Source organism: Anaeromassilibacillus sp. SJQ-1, assembly GCF_046693725.1.
Lineage (GTDB): Bacteria > Bacillota > Clostridia > Oscillospirales > Acutalibacteraceae > Anaeromassilibacillus.
Genome location: NZ_JBKEIV010000044.1, coordinates 60,370 through 78,871, shown reverse-complemented (window position 1 = coordinate 78,871; position 18,502 = coordinate 60,370). Strand labels below are relative to the sequence as shown.

Below are 18,502 nucleotides of genomic sequence, written 5' to 3'. Positions count from 1 at the left end.
TCATATAAATTTTAAAAAAACTCCGATTCTCTTTTTTGTCCATCTTTTAGAAAAAGAGAATCGGAGTCTATACTTATGCCTGCAAATGTTCCATCATCGTTAAGCAATGGCGAGGACATGCCTCCACACACTTTCCACAGCCAATACATTTCTCCGGGTCGACCGTGGCGTGGAAATGTTCCACTTTGACGGCCCCAGCTTCACAGACTTTTTGACACTTCATGCAACCAATACAACCCACTTTACAGACCTTATTGGTCATTGCTCCCTTATCGCAATTATCACAACGCACAACTGCCTGTTTTTTCAAGGGCACTAGGGAAATCAGCTGTTTTGGGCAAGCTTTCACACACATAGAACAGCCTTTACAACGCGACGGTTCCACATGGGCAACGCCATTGCAGACATCAATCGCACCGTAAGCACAGGAACGAACACAATCTCCCAGTCCCATACAACCGTAACGGCAGCTGGAAACGCCCCCTGCCAGTTGTGCGGCAGCGGCACAGGTTTGAATCCCCTCATACTCCATTTTGTCGCTGGTGTTGTCATAACTGCCCAGGCAATAGACTACTGCCACCTTGGCCTCTACATCCACATCTGCCAACCCCAGGTACTGGGAAACCATCTTGGCCACTTCCGCCCCTCCAGGTGCACACAGGCCGGGCTGCGCCTCACCATGTGCCAGTGCCTTTGCATAGCCAGAACAGCCGGAGTACCCACAAGCGCCGCAATTGGCTCCTGGCAACATGGCTTCTATGTCCTCTGCTTTCTCATCCTTTGGCACCGCCATCAGAATCGAGGCAATTGCAAGCCCTAACCCTGCAATCAGTCCGATTACCGCTACAATGACAATTGGAATCCACAATTGATTCATTCTCTACTCCCTCCTATCAACCCAACAGGCCATCAACAAGGCCCTGGAACCCAAGGAAGGACACCGCCACGAGCGATGCCGCAATCAGGGTGATCGGGAGGCCCTTCAGGAATTTTGGAATATCATTTGTTTCCAGTCGCTCACGGACACCTGCAAAAAGCACCATTGCAACCATGAAACCAATACCGGAACCAAATGCATTGACCAGGGATTGTACATATCCAAAGGTCGGATCTGCAGCGCCTTTTTCGATCACCAACATAGTGACGCCTAAAACCGCGCAGTTCGTAGTAATCAGTGGCAAGTAAATTCCCAGCGCATTGTAAAGCGGCGGCATGAACTTGCGCAAAGCAATTTCAATCAGCTGTACCAAAGCAGCTATAATCAAAATAAAGACGATGGTCTGTAGGTATTCCAGCTGATTGGGTACCAACAGATACATGTAAATCGGCCACGTCACAGCTGTGGCAATCACCATAACAAAGGTCACCGCCACGCTCATTCCCGTCGCAGTATTCAGCTTTTTGGATACACCGAGAAATGGGCAGATGCCAAGAAATTTATTGAGCACATAGTTCTCTGTAAGGATTGCCGCCAAAAAGATCGCTACCAAATTTTTAATCATTTCTTAGCAGCCTCCTTTTTCTGAATCTTCGAACAGTTCTCTGCAAGAGGGCAGCCATGGCAGCCGAGCTCTGCCGGGCGAGATCCCTCACCTGCCAGCCGGTTTGCCACTGCGATCAGAATTCCAAACACAAAGAAACCTCCTGGCGGCAAAATAAATACAATGATCGGGTCGACAACGCCCGCCGTAATCGGGATACCAAACAAGCTTCCCGCGCCAAAAAATTCACGGATCATCCCCATCACCAACAGTGTGGCTGTGAATCCCACGCCCATTCCCAGCCCATCAATGATGGATGGTACAATCTTGTTTTTGCTGGCAAACATCTCTGCACGGCCCAAAATAATGCAATTCACCACAATCAGAGGCAAATATATTCCCAGAGCCTCATCAAGTGCTGGAGAATAGGCCTGAATAAACATCTGTACAACGGACACAAAGCCTGCAATGACTGTGATAAATGCAGGTATGCGTACTTTATCCGGAATGATCTTGCGCAGAATGGAAATCACCGCATTGGAACACACCAGAACAAACGTCGTCGCTAAACCCATACCAATGGCATTGCTCGCAGAGGTGCTGACCGCTAGTGTTGCGCAGCATCCAAGCACCAGGCGCAAAACAGGGTTTTCTTTGACAATGCCCTTGGAGAACTCCTTCCAAAGGGATTTCTTCTTATCCATTCTTAGGCGCCTCCTTTCACTGTCTCGTACAAGGCCAACGCCTCGTTGACCGCATCGGTCACGCCCTGGGTCGTGATGGTAGCGCCCGTCATCGCCATGATTTGACCATCCTGCTTTTCGCCGGACTTAATCACTTCAAATTCACCAGATTCTGGAACTGCCTGGTGGAACTGAGCGCGAAAGTCCTCTTTTTCTGCATTCATACCGAGGCCCGGCGTGTCATCAATGCTGAGCAGTTCCACGCCGGACACCGATCCATCCACCTGAATACCGGTCATCACCTGAACCGGGCCGCCATACGAGCTGGCAGAGGTCGTAAATACATATCCGGCCGTTTCTCCGTTCTCCTTGCCAACATAGTAAATAACATTTGCGCCCTCCGCATCTGTGACCTGCGCTTCTTCAAAGTCTTTAATTCCGGGAAGCACTAACTCACGCGCTTCTCGGGCAGCTTCCTCCTCCTGCTCTGCGATCTTGTCCTTCGTCAGCAGATTTGTTCCCGCCAACAAGGCCGCAATTACCAAACAAATCAAGGTCAGTGTGACCGTGGGGCGAAGGACCTCTTTTGCCTGAATTTTCATTCCTGTGCCCCCTCCTTCTTTGCTTTCTCCTTTTTGACCCCAAACGGACGCGGGCGCGTCATACGCTCAATGTGCGGCACCAGGATGTTCATGAGGATAATGGAGAAGGATACCCCCTCTGGCAAAGAACCAAACATCCGAATCAACATAGTCAAAATTCCACAACCGACGGCAAATACAATTCGCCCGTTCCGGTTGATCGGAGAAGTTGTATAATCCGTCGCCATGAAAATGGAGCCGAGGAGCAATCCGCCGGACAAGAGCTCAAAGATCACATCGCGGCCAGCAAGCAACGAGATTACCGCCACGGTTCCCAAATAACAAAGCGGTATCACGGGGCTAATTACCTTGCGGACGATCAAATAGATGCCCCCTAAAAGCAAAGCGATCGCGCAAGTTTCCCCTAAACAACCGGCACGTGCGCCAAGCAGCATATCCAAATGATTCGGAAGCTGGTCCGCCGCCCCCTGCTTGAGCAGTCCGAGCGGCGAAGCGGTCGTAATTGCATCTGGGTTCCCGATGCGATACCAGAACGGCACCACCCAATTGCTCATCTTCGCTGGAAAGGAAGCCATCAGTACAATGCGTGCCGTCAAAGCTGGATTGACAAAGTTCTGTCCAATACCGCCAAACATTTGCTTTACTACAACAATCGCTACCACACTGCCAAAAATTGCGATCAGCGGGCTGATGGTAACCGGCAAATTAAAAGCGAGCAAAATTCCTGTGACAACCGCGCTCAGGTCAAAAATGGTGTTGTCACGCTTCATCACTCGGCGGCTAAGATATTCTGCCAGTACACAGGATCCCACACAGGTAAGAATCAAAATCAATGCCTGAACGCCGAATAATATACAGGAAGCAATGGCCGCGGGGGTCAACGCAATGATGACATCCAGCATAATTTTCTGAGTAGTTGCCCCACTCCGCAGATGGGGCGAAGGAGATACGATCAATTTTTGCTCCATTATTTCTTCCCTCCCGCGCTTTTTACCAAGGCTTTTCCTAGTCGGATTGCCTGCACCAAAGGCCGGTGCGCCGGGCAATTATAGGCGCAAGTGCCACATTCCATGCAGTCCATCACACTGTATTCCTGCAATTCCTCTGCACGCTTAGCCTCCGCATATTTCTCCAACATCGTAGGTATCAGATGCATCGGACAGCCACTGACACAGCGGCCGCATCGAATACATGCGGTCGGTTCGTGTAAACGGGCTTCTTCCTCATCCAAGCAAATAATCCCGTTGTTTTGCTTGACGATTGGAAGACTGTCGTCTGTAATGGCAATACCCATCATGGGGCCACCCATCAAAATCTTTTTCGGTGGGGCTTTATACCCGCCGCAGAAACGGATAACCTCCTCAATCGGCGTGCCAATTGGAACGATGACATTCTGTGGATATTGGATTGCCGAGCCATCGATAGTAACGCGCTTTTTTATCAGGGGCATCCCTGTCTTGAGATAATTGGCCAGGAATGCAACAGAGGTGATGTTCATCACGATGCATCCCACATCCGCAGGCAGTTTTCCCATGGGAACCTCCCGGTCTGTGCAGGATTTGATGAGCACTTTCTCCGCCCCCTGCGGATAGGAGGCATGGAGCGCCAAGACCCGCACGTGATTCCCCGGGTCCAGCTTCTCGTTGTCTGCCATTTTTCGCAGCGTTTCAATCACGTCGGGCTTGTTGTCCTCGACTGCAATAATGACTCGTTCGATTTCCAGCATATCCTTCACAGCATAAATTCCAGAAAGGACCGCCCAGGAGTTTTCCAACGCTTCCCGGTGATCTGCCGTTATGTAGGGCTCGCACTCTGCGGCATTGATAATCAGCGTGTCAATCCTTTTATCTGGTGAAACCTTCAATTTCACATGTGCTGGAAACCCCGCGCCACCCAGTCCAACCAGTCCGGATTCGCGCACTGCTTGAAGAAACGATTCCCGCGTATCCGCTTTTGGCGGCTGTACCTCCGGCGAGATCTTCATCTCTCCATCGGAATCGATGACAAGTGCATCCACATATTGACCCCCAGAGAGCATCACCTGGGTAACTGCACGCACCTTGCCGGAGACACTGGCGTGAATCGGTGCGCTGACAAAAGCCATACTGTCGGCGATTTTTTGGCCCACCAGAACCTCATCCCCCACCTTCACCAGGGGCGTACAGGGAGCTCCCACATGCTGCTGCATGGGAATGATCACTTGCGTGGGCGGCGGCATGACAGCCGATTCCATCTGTGCCGTATTCTTTCGATGCGGCACATGTGCTCCGCCATGTGTTTTGAATGGCTTTTCCGGAAATGCAAGTTCCATTCTTTTCCCTCCATTTTCAAACATACTTTCTTCCTAAGCATCCCGTTCAATGGGACGCCATTTATCGAGTAACGGCATCACTGCACGAAGCACCAACCCCGTGAGAATACCGGAACACACACCAAATAAAAGCAACCATGGAATATACCAGACGATTGCAGGCGTTGTAAGCAACGCCGCCACACACAACTGCGCTGCATTGTGTGAAAGCGCTCCCGCCACGCCAAGGCCGATCATTCCGAACGGATTCCCTTTTAATCGCAGGAAAAACCACATTACCAGCGTACTGGCCACTCCTCCCGAAAGGCTCATCAGCATCGCCACAAATCCACGTGTTATTCCAGCGAATAATCCTTTTAAAATTGCAATACACAATGCCGGGCCAAGTCCCACCGTCCCTGCAGCGTACATGGTCACCAAATTGGACAGCCCTAACTTTGCTCCAGGTGGCAATACCGGAATGGGAGGAAGCATCCCCTCCCATGCAGACAGCACCAATGCCAGCGTCCCTAATAGGCCGTTAAACGCAATGCGCTGCGTTCTAGGCGATAGATTTAAATATCCCTGCTGTCTCATCGTCCATCCCTTTCCCAATCGAAACGCACACAATGACCTCAACCGGTCACCCCGTCAAATCCGGAAGTTCCACCGGATTCTAGCCGTACAGAAACACGCGCAGGCAGACACACAGCCGACTGTCCCGGCCGTGTCAATTTCCCTGTGCGTATACAGGTTTTGTCCGGGCATGCAGACGAAAAGAAGGAAATCGCTCCCGGTTCCACCAACAGCTTGACCTGATATGGACCGCCAAGGGCCAGTTCTTCCGTTTGAGTCTGTCTGTCTAAATCTATGCGGCGGATAACCTGTCCATTCTGTTCCACCACCGCGATACATTCCTCCACCGGACGTAGCTGGAACCACGCGGCTAAACATCCAGCAAGTGCCAGTAGGATGGCGATCAACACGACATCCTGCTTCTTCAACAAGCGCGTCCGATTTTCCCGCCCGTTCATGATACAAGCGTGTAGGCGTCCGACGTAAGTTGAAAGGCATCTTCTAAGGAATCGGATACCCAAACACGTCCATCCTCTGCAATAAAAACGCCGCCTGCATCATAGTGCTCTAGTAGGCTCATTCCCCTCTCTTCTCCGAGTACAAAAGCCGCCGTGGATAGCGCGTCGCTTAACGCACCACTGTCGGAAACCACGGTGACGGAAACGAGTCCACTTTCTGCCGGATATCCGGTTTTCGGGTCGAGAATATGATGATAGGTCTTGCCATTCTCCGTAAAATTCTTTTCGTACGAACCGGAAGTGGAAACAAAACCGGATGCCAAATCCAACAACCCCATCTCTTCCGCTTTGTCATCGCCACTTTGAGGATCGCGGACAGCCAACCGCCAAAGGCTTCCATCGGGTTTTTCCCCATATAAGCCAATACTGCCGCCCACTGCGATAATCCCAGCTTTCACCCCTGCCTCCTGGTAGGCCTGCACCGCTGTATCACACGCTGCACCCTTTCCAATACCACCGAGGTCGAGAGCGGCCCCATGGATCTTTAAAGAAGCCTCGGAAGTTTCTTTGTCAACTCGAAGGTTGTGATAGTCCACAAAAGTCCGGTATGTCTCGATCTCTTCTTCGTCCGGCAAGTGTTGGTTTTCTCCTCCAAAATCCCATAGGGAACTGACCGGCAAGACCGTCGGGTCGTAAGCCCCCTCCGATTGCTCTGCCACATGAAGAGCCATTTCCAATAAATCCGCTGTCTGGGGTTCAATCGCAATCCAATCCGTTCCTGCCGCTGCATTCAAACGCGCAATGTCGGAATCCTCCATCCGCCAGGAAATCTGATTTTCTAAACGCTGTACCGCATTGGCCGCCTCGGATGCAGCATCCTCTCCCATACGGCCATAAACCGTCTGCTGGACATAGCTTCCCATTGCATATTCTGTGCTGGTAAACGGTTGCCGGTCACGTTGCTGTATGTACCATTGGCGGCCGGCAAATACCAACACCAAAACAACTGCAAAAAACGCCAACGCCCGGCCGATTTTCCATTTTTTCTGATTCTTCATGGGTTCCTCCAAAGCGGCTCACATGCCTCTATACAAAATATAGTATACCATACTCTTGATAGAGCAAGCAAACGATCGGGACATTTTTCAACTGGTTATTTGTAAGAAATTGAAGCAAAAAAAGTGTTGAATTTCTCTCTCCCTGCACATTCCACAAAATCACACCAGAAAGGCGAAAATTACCCAACTTTTTTTGTCGTATTCAACAAATTCCTTTTGAACTGCTTTCCAACGTCTATTCTTATGCTATACTTTGTTAGAATTATGTTATGGAAAGAGCCGCAACAACCCAGCCGGTTGAGTAGCGGTATGGAGGGACGTATTCATGTCAGGAATTGAAACCGTAAAACGGTATTTAGAACCCTATGGGGTAGCCGATCGCGTACAGGAATTTTCCGTTTCCAGCGCCACAGTGGAGTTAGCCGCACAGGCGCTCGGCGTGGAACCTGCACGTATTGCCAAGACGATTTCTCTGCAAGCGGATAACGGCTGCATCTTAGTCGTCGCCGCTGGCGATGCCAAGATTGACAACGGTAAATTTAAAGCAGAATTTCATCGGAAAGCCAAAATGTTGAATGCGGAGGAAGTGTTGCCCCTTACGGGCCATCCAGTAGGAGGCGTATGCCCCTTTGCCAATCCAAATACCGCAGCAGTGTATTGTGACGTCTCTTTAAAACGCTTTGCAACGGTTTTTCCTGCCTGCGGTACGGCAAACTCTGCCATTGAATTGAATTGTGAGGAACTCTTCCGGTATTCTCACAGTCTAAAGTGGGTGGATGTGTGTAAAAATTGGGAGACGGAGGGAATTGCAAATGCGGATGCGCAATAAACCATGGGCGACTCCGGAATTAAACGCCTGCCCCTTTTTTGTCCGCGGTCCAGAGCGCATGGCTGGCAAATGGCAGGATTGGTTTTCTCAAAAGCAGCCGATTCACTTGGAGCTTGGCTGTGGAAAAGGTTGGTACATCGCCGGATTGGCTCCCAAAAATCCAAACATCAACTACCTTGGAGTGGACCTAAAAGATATTGTTTTGGCGCCCGCCAAGCGCATTGTGGAGGCTGCATTTGCTGAAATCGGACAGCCCGTTGACAATGTCGGGTTAACCGCCTATAATGTGGAACAAATCTGCAATATTCTTCGCCCAGAAGATGGTGTGGAGCGCATTTGCATCAATTTTTGCAATCCCTGGCCGCGCGCAAAGCACAACAAGCGCCGCTTGACCCATCCGCGCCGTTTAAACGATTATAAGCAATTCCTCAAGCCGGGTGGTGAACTTTGGTTCAAAACAGACGATGATGGCCTTTTCTCCGATACGCTGGCATATGTAAAGGAAAGTGGATTTGCACTTTTATCTCAGACAATGGATTTACATAAAAGTCCAGATTTTTTTGAGCAGGATGCCCCGACCGAACATGAAAAGATGTTCACCGAACAGGGGATTCCCATCAAAGCGTTGATCGCACGTTGGGAGCCGCCCGTCGAATGAATGTATCTCATATGTATTTTGCTTGACAGGCGTCGTTTTGTGCCGTATAATTCCTATTAAATCAGTAATAATTAAGGGATACTCTGCGGCTCGGTATCCCACCAAAAGATGGAAAGAGGGGTGCAGTGTGGAAGGTAAACCGATGATCGAAATTCGCTCCTTGAGCAAAACCTTCCGGGGAAAGAACACGGAAGTCCATGCGCTGCGGGACATCAACCTGAAAATCGAAGAAGGCGACATCTTCGGAATTATCGGTATGAGCGGTGCAGGAAAAAGTACGCTGGTGCGCTGTATGAACATGCTGGAGGTTCCTACGGAGGGGACTGTATTCTTCAATGGTATGGACCTTTCCAAGCTAAATCGCAAACAACTGCGTGAAGCACGTCGCTCGATGGGCATGATTTTCCAACAGTTCAATCTACTGATGCAGCGGACAGCAGAAGCAAACATCTGCTTTCCATTGGAGATCTCCGGAGTAGACAAGATCACCGCCAGAAAACGCGCGAAAGAACTTTTAGAGCTTGTCGGGTTAGCCGATAAGGCAAAGGCCTACCCCTCTCAGCTTTCAGGTGGACAGAAACAGCGCATCGCCATCGCCCGTGCGCTTGCAACCAATCCGAAGGTACTTCTATGCGATGAAGCGACTTCCGCCCTAGACCCAAATACAACGGCTTCTATCCTTTCGTTATTAAAGGATATCAACCGCCGTCTGGGAATCACCATTGTAATTATCACGCATGAAATGAGCGTGATCGAAGAAATCTGTAACCGGGTGGCCATCATCAGTGAGAGCAAAATTGCCGAGTGCGGTGAGGTTACAGAGATCTTCTCCCACCCCAAGACACCGGCTGCACAACATTTGGTCTTTCCTGAGGGGAAACATACTACCGAGCAATTCACCGGCAAGCATGCAATTCGCATTGTATTCGATGGGAGTTCCTCTTTTGAACCTGTGATCGCAAACATGGTGCTGGAATATAAGTCCCCTGTCAATATTCTATTTGCAGACACAAAAAATATGGACGGCAAAGCTTTCGGTCAAATCGTGATCCAATTGCCGGAAGATGTCTCTCTTGCGGAAAAGATGCAGCGGTATCTGCATCTGCGGGGATTGACCGTAGAGGAGGTGAGCGGAAATGTGGGATGAATCCACGCTGCAAATGTTGTTACAAGGCGTTGGTGAAACCCTGTATATGACACTGGGGTCCACCCTGTTCGCCTATGTGATTGGACTTCCATTGGGTGTTCTGCTCGTCATGTGCGCCTCGGACGGGATCCGCCCACATCCAGTCCTGTACAAAATTTTGGATGTGGTGGTCAATTTGACCCGGTCTTTCCCATTCATCATCCTATTAATTGCTGTTTTGCCGTTCACTCGTTGGCTGCTCGGTACCACACTCGGCCCTACCGCAGTCATTGTCCCCCTGACGATCTCTGCCGCCCCGTTTGTGGCGCGGTTGGTCGAGGGGTCTCTCAAAGAAGTCGATGTTGGTGTGATTGAAGCATCTCAATCGATGGAAGCTTCCGCTTTCCAGATCATTTGGAAAGTCCTTCTTCCAGAGGCACGCCCTTCGCTCATCGTCAACTGTGCCATTGCCATCACGACCATTCTTGGATATACTGCGATGGCAGGATTTGTCGGCGGTGGAGGATTAGGAGACATTGCCATACGCTTCGGTTATTACCGACGTGAAGAGGATATTATGCTCATCACCGTCGTCCTCTTGATCGTTGTGGTTCAGGTATTCCAAGGGCTGGGGCTTTGGGTAGCCAGGCGACTCGACCGGCGGAAATAAATTTGGAAAAACAGAATGTTTTTTCCATCTGTTGAAAAAACAAGGAGGATTCTCTCATGAAAAAGATTTTTGCAATTTTGTTGGCTGTTGCACTTTCCGCTACTGTTTTAGCTGGATGCCAATCCGGCGGTAATACCTGCTTCCGAAACAAATGCAACCAATTCTGAAGCTAAAGTCATTAAAGTAGGGGCTTCTCCTGCCCCTCATGCAGAAATTCTTGCGGTCGCCAGTGATCTTCTTAAAGAACAGGGCTATGAGCTGGATGTCGTCGAATTTTCCGATTATGTGCAGCCGAACCTTGCGCTCTCTGAGGGCGAACTGGATGCAAACTATTTCCAGCATCAGACCTATCTGGACAACTTTAACGAGGAGTATGGCACGGAATTGGTCTCCATCGGTGCAATCCATTACGAGCCCCTCGGCATTTATGCCGGCCGTACTGCCTCATTGGACAACCTCCCGGACAATGCGACCATTGCCGTCCCGAATGATACGACCAATGAAGCGCGCGCACTCCTGTTGCTCCAAGATCAGGGCTTCATCGAAGTGGATGAATCCGCTGGATTAAATGCGACAGTGAAGGACATCACCAATAATCCCAAGAATATTCAAATAACGGAAATTGAGGCGGCACAGTTGTCCCGCATTCTTCCCGATGTCGATCTCGCCGTCATCAACGGAAATTACGCCATCGACGGCGGCCTAAAAATCAGCGACGCTTTGGCCGTGGAAGAGAGCGGTTCTGTTGCGACAACCGCCTACCCCAATGTGATCGCTGTTCGCAAGGGAGACGAAGACCGCCCGGAATTGAAGGCGCTTGTGGATGCCCTGAAGAGCGACACTGTTAAGCAGTATATCAATGAAACTTATGCGGGTTCCGTTGTTCCAATTGAGTGAACCGCAAACGTCAACCGGCTGTGTGAAATCACACAGCCGGTTTCTTGTTGCCACTTTCAGCATAAACGCCTTGCTTCAACCGCGAAATTCAAAAAGTTTCGACTGGAAACGATCTTGGGGGTTACCAGCCTATTAAGAAGGAACATCGCCTAGCCTTTTCCGATGATTTCAGAGGTATTTGTAAACCCCCAGAACCGATATGGTTAACAAGATACTGAGAGGAGCTGGTTTATCCGTAGCCGGGCAAGCAATGCAATCCTATTTTCAGTACCTCTTCCTATGAATCAAAAGTGCTGCCCTTTAAGATGGAAGTAAACCTCTCATTACATGTAGTTTTAAGTAGTTCCGATTTCATCCTTTCGAATCAGATTATACTTGCCACCACTGAGAGGCCCAGTTTCTCCTTGTTGGCCTTTTTGCGCTAGCCAAAAGCAAAAGGAGCTTCGTAAAAGCGCTTTGATGCGATTTTAATATGTGTCTCCAGCCTAACAAAGAAACGCCCTGTAACACAGCCATTCGGCAGATACAGGGCGTTATTTTTTGTTGGACGTGCAATTCTATTTATAAATGATGTATCCGTTCCCGATGATTGCTATTCCTCTCCGAGAATTACAAGATCAAGCCCCTTCATCCATTTCCGTATTTCTGTACCCAACAATCTGGGTAGACCGGCGACGGATTATACCCTGCCTGATCTAAGTTCACAGTTGCATCCTCGCCTTCCCGCACACGGCGGGCCACAACGACCGTTCGAAATTCTTTAAACTCATAGGAACAGGTTGAAAGGGTGAGCAATTGGTCATCTGTGGTAACATCAACTGGTATATTTAGAATAGAGCGGCTTTTCATCTCCTCAATAAACGCCGCAAAAGCTGCATCATCTGGAAAATCCGGCTGGGCATAGTCGAAAATCTCTCCCTGCTCTGGGAGTGTGTTGATCTTAAACACAGAGAAAACCTTCCACTTGCCCTCAACGCCTTCTAAGTCGAAATCAATAACAGGAGCAGACTTATAGAAATCCAGATCGGTATATTGCAAAATAGCTGCAAACATCTGCCCATCATCCATATTATGCCCATAGAGAGTCAAATTCTTCATGTCCTGTGCCGGCGAGCAATTGGCATCCAGAAAAATACACCCATACTGGGTATACTTTTTGTCATATCCATGACGCAAATAGAGTTCTGGATTGTCCTTTGCAGACTGCATCACTGGATAATCCACCACCGTATTGGGAATCTGAATCCATCCAATGGTATCCGGATTGCCTTCCTTGAGTTGTTTAAAGGCATCCCGTTTTCTCTCTGCGGTTTTTTCCGGAACCTGTGAAGAAGAGGTACGATCCTTGTCATCTTCTTCGGTGTGATAAATCTGCTGTACCTGCTCGACTGCATTCCGGTTTCGCAGGGGTTCATAGATTCCCTTATATCCGATCACGCTCAAGGAGCCCACAAAAACACAGAGCGACACAACAAAAATCCCCTTGCGTAGACCGTTTCTCATAGGCTCTCCTTTCGCAGTTTCCGCATCTTCTATCGATCCGCCGGTCAACGCTGCGTCTCTTGTGTACGCAGGCTGATGATCTGTTCTTTCAGGTGTATTTCCCCTTTTCTACGGCATTTGGCCTCAAATGCGCTGCGGATGCGGTTTGCAACCAATTGACCGTTTTCTTCCTGTGCCACCAGCAGCCCCAAAATAAACTGCGACGGGCTATAGCGCGCTACAATATCATTCCGGCGTAAGGTTTCCGATATTGCTTGCTTCAAAAGGATCATAATATTTTTTAATTTCTCCAACGGAGGAATCTCTCCGTTCTTATCCGTTGCTGTAAGCAAAATCAAAACCTCGCTCTGATTGCAGCGCTCTTGCGAACGCATCTGTACTCGACAGATTTCACGGAATACCGTATATTCACAGAAAAATGGCGTAGAACCGGAGGTCTCCTCCGCAAGGATGTCGTCCTTGATCTGATTCATATCGATCTCTACCATGTTGAGCCCTTGGATAATTTCACGATGTAGATTTCGGATGGAATTAGAAAGACCCATTCCCAATTCCCGATTAAAAGATTCCGAAATATTCTCATAATGAACCAAAGCTTGTGCATATTGACCGGTATGCAAATAGGCCTTTAGCAAAATGTGATGGATGTCCTCCTGATAAGGACAAAAGCGGACCGCACGCTCACAAACTGAGATCACATCCCCGTACTGTTCCGACTGGTTCAAAAGTCTGCATAGCGTCAGTACACAACTGACATAGAGGCTTTGGTATTGCGCACGTCTGCTAAAAATCCATTCGTCCTCTCCCAAATTGGGCAGGAATTCCCCGTTGTACAGTTCCACCGCCTGGGAATAACAGGCAATACGGCTTTCCAGGGCCTGCTCTTCATCCGAACCACGCTTGGCCAATAGGGACATAACCTCCGTATCAATCTCACAAGGAAAATCCTCATTCCACATGTAAGCGCCTTCGGAAAAACGAATCAGCTCCATGCCTTCCTCACAAGCTTCATTGTCCGGCGTCAAATCATCCAACAGCATACGCGCACGATAGACCAAATTCTTCAAAGAATTTGCCGGATCGATACACTCGTCTCCATCCCGCCACAATAGACGAATCAAATGGTCTTGGGACAACCTTTGGCCCCGGTTAATTAAGAGAATCCCTATCAAAAGCCAGATCTTTTTGGAACGGTTTCCTTTTTTCACGACTTCCCGGTCGCCCCGCCGGATTGAAAAATCTCCCAGCATGCGCACGGACAGCTTTTCAGTGGCCATCATTCCGATTTCCCCCACAATCTTTTTATTCGTTTCACTGGATTGGTTGTCCTGCCCCCTGGACAGGAAACCCTTATGTAATAAAAACAAACTGCACCAACAGCATATACAGTACCGTCCCTACACCAATACTCAGCAGAGTGTTTTTCTTCCAAAGGTGCAGCACCACAACCGCTGCTACAGCGATCAGTTCCGGTAATCCATATGGCCATTCCAACAAACTGGTCCCTTTCAAACAGTATACCATCAGCATGGCAATAATTGCAAAAGGTAAAACTTTCCCCAGATATTTCACATACGGTGGGGTCTCCTTTCCTTCTGGGAAAAGAACAAACGGAAGCAGCCTTGTGAAAAAAGTAACAAGCGCAACAAACGCAATCACCAGTAGCGCACGAATCGCCCCGTTCATGTAGCCGCCCCCTCCTCCGGCCTGTCCAGACGTCCTCGAAAGACCGACAGTAACACGACCATTCCGATCAACGCCGGCAGGATAAAATTGTCCGCTCCAAAGAGCAATAGACACACCAGTGAACAAACCAGCCCCACCAACGCCGGAACATGGCTCTTTGCCTCGCGCCACTGGTTTACAAAGATTACCACAAAGAGTGCCGTCATTGCAAAGTCAATTCCCTGCGTGTTGAACGAAAAGAAGAACCGAGCAAGCCTCCTACCACAGAACCCACAATCCAATATAACTGATTGAACAAAGCGATAAAAAAGAAAAACCAATTGCGGTCCACATTTTTCGGTGGCTCTGCTGTGCAAAGCAAAGAAAACGTTTCGTCCGTCAGGGAAAAAATCATGTAGGGTTTCTTTGCTCCAAGATTCCGAAATTTCCCCAACATGGAAATCCCGTAAAAGACATGTCGGATATTCACCATCAAGGTCATCAAAATAACCTGTAAAAATCCTGCCCCGGTGGCCAACAGATCGACTGCTACAAATTGCATCGATCCGGCATAGATGAATATGCTCATCAAGGCAGCCCATCCAAAGCCATACCCTTTACTTTCCAGCAAAATTCCAAAGGCAGCCCCCAAAAAAAGGTATCCCACCATCACGGGAACCGTTCGAGGGAAGGCTGCGCGGAGGGCCAACTTCAACTGCCGCATTTTTGCTGGTTGTCCTGTTTGCATTGCTTTGCCTCCCTTATGCCTTTTTCTTCCTGCGAAGGCGGGAGACAATCAAAATCAGCGCTGCACCACCAATCAATACAACCGGAGCCGCTATGCGAATCATCTGGTCTTTGCGCGCCTCCCCCGCAGTGTAATCAGGATTTTGATCCGGGTCATTTTCCTCCTGCAAAATTTGCAGATAGGCATCTTCCCCGGTCTTATAGGCATCCGCAGCATTGGGGAACAGATACAACGGGGCGGTCACACGGATGTCTACGGCATGGTTGGCCGGAACTTCGTCCACGGTCAAGCTCACCAATTCGCCGCTTTCGATGACCAGCGTATCGTTTTCCTGGTCATGCGTCCATGCTTTTACCTCTTTGCGCTCCGCACCATACGGCAAAATGACATAACCAGTCAGCAATCCCGCCTCATATGGAATATCTTCTCCGATCAGTTGCCAGTTGAATTCCATCGTATCGTTATGAAACCGAACCGCGCCTTTTACCGTATAGAGGACTTTGATCGTCGTAGTAGCATTCCAATTTTTTAGATAAGCATGAATGTCGTATCCCGTATCGGTTTCATCCAATGTATACTTACGCTCCGGATATTTTTCCCCTCGGTTTCCGTCGCTGCTTGAATCTCCTCGTAGCTGTTAAAACGCTCCAAATCCTCTGAACCCATGACCACACGGATATTCGATATTTCATAGGCATCGGACTTTGCAATCGTGCGTTCGAATTTTGTCATCTTTTCAAAATTCCGGCAGGAGAACGTCCAATATTCTATGATGTTCACCGTACCATCTGTGCAGCAGCTCTGCCTCTACCTTTTCGGATTGACAGGTATAGCCCTCCACCGCCAGATCAAACGCTTCCACCTGATGGTTCATAATGTATTCGCCGAGTTCCTTCATTTCTGACGAGATCTCTTCTTCGTCTTCTTCAGCAAAAGCGAAGGACGTACATGAGAGCGCCAGAAGCAGCGCCAGAAGCAGAGATAGGTATTTTTTCATGGATGCTCTCTCCTTGTATTCATAAATTATTTCCGAAAGAGTTGCTTGACCGAACGGATTTCTTCACCGTTCGGGATCAAAAGCCGGTAAAATGGCGTGTGCGTAAACAGGCAAAAAATCACCATGGAGGTAAAGCCCTGTGCAGTCAAAGACGCTGATGTTGCCAATGCAATTCCATTGACCCCCATCAAAGGAATCAAAACGAAGGACAAACTCAGATTGACGATAATTCCGATGATGGTGGGCAGAATATTCAACTCCGGTTTTCCATAAGCGGCAATGGAATTGGCCAACACCTTTGCATAACAGATAAAAATCGAACCAATGATTAGATACCGCAAAGGCGCGATCGCCTCTACATACTTTGGGAAAACAATCGGCACAAATACCTGCGCCACTAACACCAAAAGTACGGCGCAAACGATGGTGATATAGGTTACAACTTTACAGGACATCAAGGTCAAACGGACTTTGTCATCCTTCTCATGCATGGCCGCAATCCGGCTCATAATCACTTGGCTCACTGCATCGGGCAACAACCAGACCTGCTGCATCATTGTCACTGCCGCATTATAAATGCCAAAGGTCGAAAGAGAATACACGGCGTTGACAATATAAGAGCCCAAATAGGAGTTAATATAGGTCATCACATTGGAAACATGCGACTTCAGACTGTAGCGCAACATGGCACCTGTCCGTACAGGAAAATCATCATCTGGAGCAGGTTCCGGCTCTTTTCCATTCCAACGCTTAATTCCATACATCGCCAAGACGATCATCAGCACCTGGATGCCAATCATCGAAGTCACCAACAACATCGCACTGGGCCACAACAACATGGAAAACATAAATGCGGTCAGCAACACTTTTTGCAGCAGGTTGATGGTGTTGAACATTTTAAACTTGTTTTCACCGCGCAGAATTGCCAGGCAGACGTTTAACAAAAATGAGAACAGGCCATACACAACAGCCGCCCAACAGTAAAAGGCCGTACTGCCGGGGAAAAAGATCTGCTTCATAAACAGCACTGCCGCAGCGCCAGCCGCCATAATCAGGATGGACATCGCTGTTGTCAAGGTTGTGATCGCCTTTTTGGTATTCTTGATCTTAAAGCGGGAGACAAAGTAGATCATTGCGGCATTGATGCTGAACCCAAACAGTGTAAACAAACCATTTCCCACCAGCTGCACTTGGTTATACTGCCCTTTGACGTCAGGGTCCAGGACACCCAGTACAAAAAAAGCGGAGATGATGGACAATAGAGAGCCAATCGCATTGGTGCCGAATGTATTGATACTATCCCGCACAATGTCGCTGTGAAGTCTCTTGGGCTTCTTTTCCGTATCCTTCATCCTGTGAAACTCCATTCCAGGGAAAAATCCCTTTTTTCAAGGCCGAAATTCATAAAGATTATTATAACATTTTGACAGGCAATTCCACAAGGGATTTTCCGGATTTTTACGGATTCTGCGGGTTTGAGGTTTCAAAAGGGCGAAAAAAGCCAGGAATATCGTCCATATCGTATAAAACCCTTTCGTAGGTTTCTATACAAATCGGTCCTTCTTTATTTATATCCTTCCGTTGTTTGGTCCTTTCTGCAGATTCCCGACTCCGATTCTATCTATCGAGAAACGTCTCTTATCCACATCTTCCGGGCGATATGCAAACTCCTAGGGAATTCCATTTCAAAAGCAGTTGTCCTTCCAAATGCCAAACCCTCTATACGATGTCCAGTTTCGTCAAAAACAACCCACTTGCAGTGAGCTTGCGGACGGAAAAGGAATCCAAAGCATGGGAATCTTCTCAAAATCAGTCGATAATCAGAAGGTATGACAAAGCAAAGGGAGGACGTTTCTCCTAAAAATCGAATCGTTCGAATCCTGGAGCCTTGTAAAATTGAATCATTTCTGTATATGTCCCCGTACCTCACCAGGATAGAGGGTCCTCCTCCTAATATTTGACGATCTCTCATCCGCCGGAGCCGTACAATTGAATAATTTTTGTACATGCGCCAGTAGTTCAATAGGATAGAGCACCCCTCTCCTGACAATCGAACCGTTCGAATCCTGGAGCCTTGTAAAATTGAATCATTTCTGTATATGCCCCGTACCCCACCGGGATAGAGGGTCCTCCTCCTAATATTTGACGATCTCTCGTCCGCCGGAGCCGTACAATTGAATAATTTTTGTACATGCGCCAGTAGTTCAATAGGATAGAGCACCCCTCTCCTGACAATCGAACCGTTCGAATCCCGGAGCCTT

At 48.7% G+C, this 18,502-nt stretch carries 21 protein-coding genes and 1 pseudogene; 5 read left to right on the top strand and 17 right to left on the bottom strand.

The genetic code is table 11. The features are described 5' to 3' along the window. Nucleotides 1-73: 73 nt before the first annotated feature. The 9 genes from ACGCCZ_RS11975 to ACGCCZ_RS11935 are packed head-to-tail and all read right to left on the bottom strand — an operon-like array spanning nucleotide 74 to nucleotide 7,148. Nucleotides 74-877, bottom strand: coding sequence for an RnfABCDGE type electron transport complex subunit B (locus ACGCCZ_RS11975; protein WP_411656135.1), 804 nt, complete (start codon nucleotides 875-877; stop codon nucleotides 74-76). 16 nt (nucleotides 878-893) lie between these two features. Further along, the gene (locus tag ACGCCZ_RS11970) at nucleotides 894-1,502 is read right to left on the bottom strand and encodes an electron transport complex protein RnfA (RefSeq protein ID WP_198945609.1); all 609 of its coding nucleotides are present in this window, start codon (nucleotides 1,500-1,502) and stop codon (nucleotides 894-896) included. Further along, nucleotides 1,499-2,185 carry an electron transport complex subunit RsxE gene (gene rsxE / locus ACGCCZ_RS11965; RefSeq protein ID WP_054324324.1) on the bottom strand — a complete coding sequence of 229 codons (687 nt, stop codon included), beginning with the start codon at nucleotides 2,183-2,185 and terminating at the stop codon, nucleotides 1,499-1,501. The genes ACGCCZ_RS11970 and rsxE overlap by 4 nt, the downstream gene beginning before the upstream one ends. 2 nt (nucleotides 2,186-2,187) lie before the next feature. Beyond that, nucleotides 2,188-2,766, bottom strand: coding sequence for an RnfABCDGE type electron transport complex subunit G (locus tag ACGCCZ_RS11960; RefSeq protein WP_054324325.1), 579 nt, complete (start codon nucleotides 2,764-2,766; stop codon nucleotides 2,188-2,190). Then, on the bottom strand, nucleotides 2,763-3,734 hold the full coding sequence (locus tag ACGCCZ_RS11955) for an RnfABCDGE type electron transport complex subunit D (protein ID WP_054324326.1): 972 nt from the start codon (nucleotides 3,732-3,734) through the stop codon (nucleotides 2,763-2,765). The genes ACGCCZ_RS11960 and ACGCCZ_RS11955 overlap by 4 nt, the downstream gene beginning before the upstream one ends. Then, nucleotides 3,734-5,077: an electron transport complex subunit RsxC gene (gene rsxC / locus ACGCCZ_RS11950; protein ID WP_054324398.1), complete on the bottom strand. Its 1,344-nt coding sequence runs from the start codon at nucleotides 5,075-5,077 to the stop codon at nucleotides 3,734-3,736. The genes ACGCCZ_RS11955 and rsxC overlap by 1 nt, the downstream gene beginning before the upstream one ends. 33 nt (nucleotides 5,078-5,110) lie before the next feature. Continuing rightward, nucleotides 5,111-5,653: a Gx transporter family protein gene (locus tag ACGCCZ_RS11945; RefSeq protein WP_082402230.1), complete on the bottom strand. Its 543-nt coding sequence runs from the start codon at nucleotides 5,651-5,653 to the stop codon at nucleotides 5,111-5,113. A gap of 38 nt (nucleotides 5,654-5,691) precedes the next feature. Next, a complete protein-coding gene (locus tag ACGCCZ_RS11940; RefSeq protein WP_054324328.1) occupies nucleotides 5,692-6,090 on the bottom strand; it encodes a NusG domain II-containing protein in 399 nt (132 codons plus the stop codon). Continuing rightward, entirely contained in the window at nucleotides 6,087-7,148 is a 1,062-nt protein-coding gene (locus ACGCCZ_RS11935) for an FAD:protein FMN transferase (RefSeq protein WP_054324329.1), read from the bottom strand. The genes ACGCCZ_RS11940 and ACGCCZ_RS11935 overlap by 4 nt, the downstream gene beginning before the upstream one ends. A 325-nt stretch (nucleotides 7,149-7,473) precedes the next feature. Here ACGCCZ_RS11935 and ACGCCZ_RS11930 point away from each other — a divergent pair, with 325 nt between their 5' ends. The 5 genes from ACGCCZ_RS11930 to ACGCCZ_RS11910 all read left to right on the top strand — a co-directional run bounded on the left by ACGCCZ_RS11930 (nucleotide 7,474) and on the right by ACGCCZ_RS11910 (nucleotide 11,328). Further along, complete coding sequence (locus ACGCCZ_RS11930; RefSeq protein WP_054324330.1) at nucleotides 7,474-7,977, top strand: YbaK/EbsC family protein; 504 nt, start codon at nucleotides 7,474-7,476, stop codon at nucleotides 7,975-7,977. Next, nucleotides 7,961-8,635, top strand: coding sequence for a tRNA (guanosine(46)-N7)-methyltransferase TrmB (gene trmB / locus ACGCCZ_RS11925; protein ID WP_411656134.1), 675 nt, complete (start codon nucleotides 7,961-7,963; stop codon nucleotides 8,633-8,635). The genes ACGCCZ_RS11930 and trmB overlap by 17 nt, the downstream gene beginning before the upstream one ends. A 127-nt stretch (nucleotides 8,636-8,762) precedes the next feature. Then, nucleotides 8,763-9,782 carry a methionine ABC transporter ATP-binding protein gene (locus ACGCCZ_RS11920; protein ID WP_143255283.1) on the top strand — a complete coding sequence of 340 codons (1,020 nt, stop codon included), beginning with the start codon at nucleotides 8,763-8,765 and terminating at the stop codon, nucleotides 9,780-9,782. Next, nucleotides 9,772-10,431: a methionine ABC transporter permease gene (locus ACGCCZ_RS11915; protein ID WP_411656133.1), complete on the top strand. Its 660-nt coding sequence runs from the start codon at nucleotides 9,772-9,774 to the stop codon at nucleotides 10,429-10,431. Before ACGCCZ_RS11920 ends, ACGCCZ_RS11915 begins: the two co-directional genes overlap by 11 nt. Nucleotides 10,432-10,563: 132 nt before the next feature. Continuing rightward, entirely contained in the window at nucleotides 10,564-11,328 is a 765-nt protein-coding gene (locus ACGCCZ_RS11910; RefSeq protein WP_411656228.1) for a MetQ/NlpA family ABC transporter substrate-binding protein, read from the top strand. A gap of 627 nt (nucleotides 11,329-11,955) precedes the next feature. Here ACGCCZ_RS11910 and srtB read toward each other — a convergent pair. The 8 genes and pseudogenes from srtB to ACGCCZ_RS11870 all read right to left on the bottom strand — a co-directional run bounded on the left by srtB (nucleotide 11,956) and on the right by ACGCCZ_RS11870 (nucleotide 17,593). Further along, a complete protein-coding gene (gene srtB, locus ACGCCZ_RS11905) occupies nucleotides 11,956-12,831 on the bottom strand; it encodes a class B sortase (protein WP_158088993.1) in 876 nt (291 codons plus the stop codon). A 44-nt stretch (nucleotides 12,832-12,875) separates the two neighbouring features. Then, on the bottom strand, nucleotides 12,876-14,111 hold the full coding sequence (locus tag ACGCCZ_RS11900) for a BTAD domain-containing putative transcriptional regulator (RefSeq protein WP_054324336.1): 1,236 nt from the start codon (nucleotides 14,109-14,111) through the stop codon (nucleotides 12,876-12,878). Between the two features lie 70 nt (nucleotides 14,112-14,181). After that, nucleotides 14,182-14,517: a branched-chain amino acid transporter permease gene (locus ACGCCZ_RS11895; RefSeq protein ID WP_054324337.1), complete on the bottom strand. Its 336-nt coding sequence runs from the start codon at nucleotides 14,515-14,517 to the stop codon at nucleotides 14,182-14,184. Beyond that, nucleotides 14,514-15,220 (bottom strand): annotated as a pseudogene (locus ACGCCZ_RS11890) (AzlC family ABC transporter permease). The gene ACGCCZ_RS11895 and the pseudogene ACGCCZ_RS11890 overlap by 4 nt, the downstream one beginning before the upstream one ends. A 37-nt stretch (nucleotides 15,221-15,257) precedes the next feature. After that, a complete protein-coding gene (locus ACGCCZ_RS11885; RefSeq protein WP_411656132.1) occupies nucleotides 15,258-15,815 on the bottom strand; it encodes a DUF2207 domain-containing protein in 558 nt (185 codons plus the stop codon). Continuing rightward, on the bottom strand, nucleotides 15,773-15,976 hold the full coding sequence (locus tag ACGCCZ_RS11880; protein WP_411656131.1) for a hypothetical protein: 204 nt from the start codon (nucleotides 15,974-15,976) through the stop codon (nucleotides 15,773-15,775). Before ACGCCZ_RS11880 ends, ACGCCZ_RS11885 begins: the two co-directional genes overlap by 43 nt. A gap of 4 nt (nucleotides 15,977-15,980) precedes the next feature. Continuing rightward, entirely contained in the window at nucleotides 15,981-16,241 is a 261-nt protein-coding gene (locus ACGCCZ_RS11875; RefSeq protein WP_411656130.1) for a hypothetical protein, read from the bottom strand. Between the two features lie 26 nt (nucleotides 16,242-16,267). Continuing rightward, nucleotides 16,268-17,593: a lipopolysaccharide biosynthesis protein gene (locus ACGCCZ_RS11870; protein ID WP_411656129.1), complete on the bottom strand. Its 1,326-nt coding sequence runs from the start codon at nucleotides 17,591-17,593 to the stop codon at nucleotides 16,268-16,270. Nucleotides 17,594-18,502: the final 909 nt, after the last annotated feature.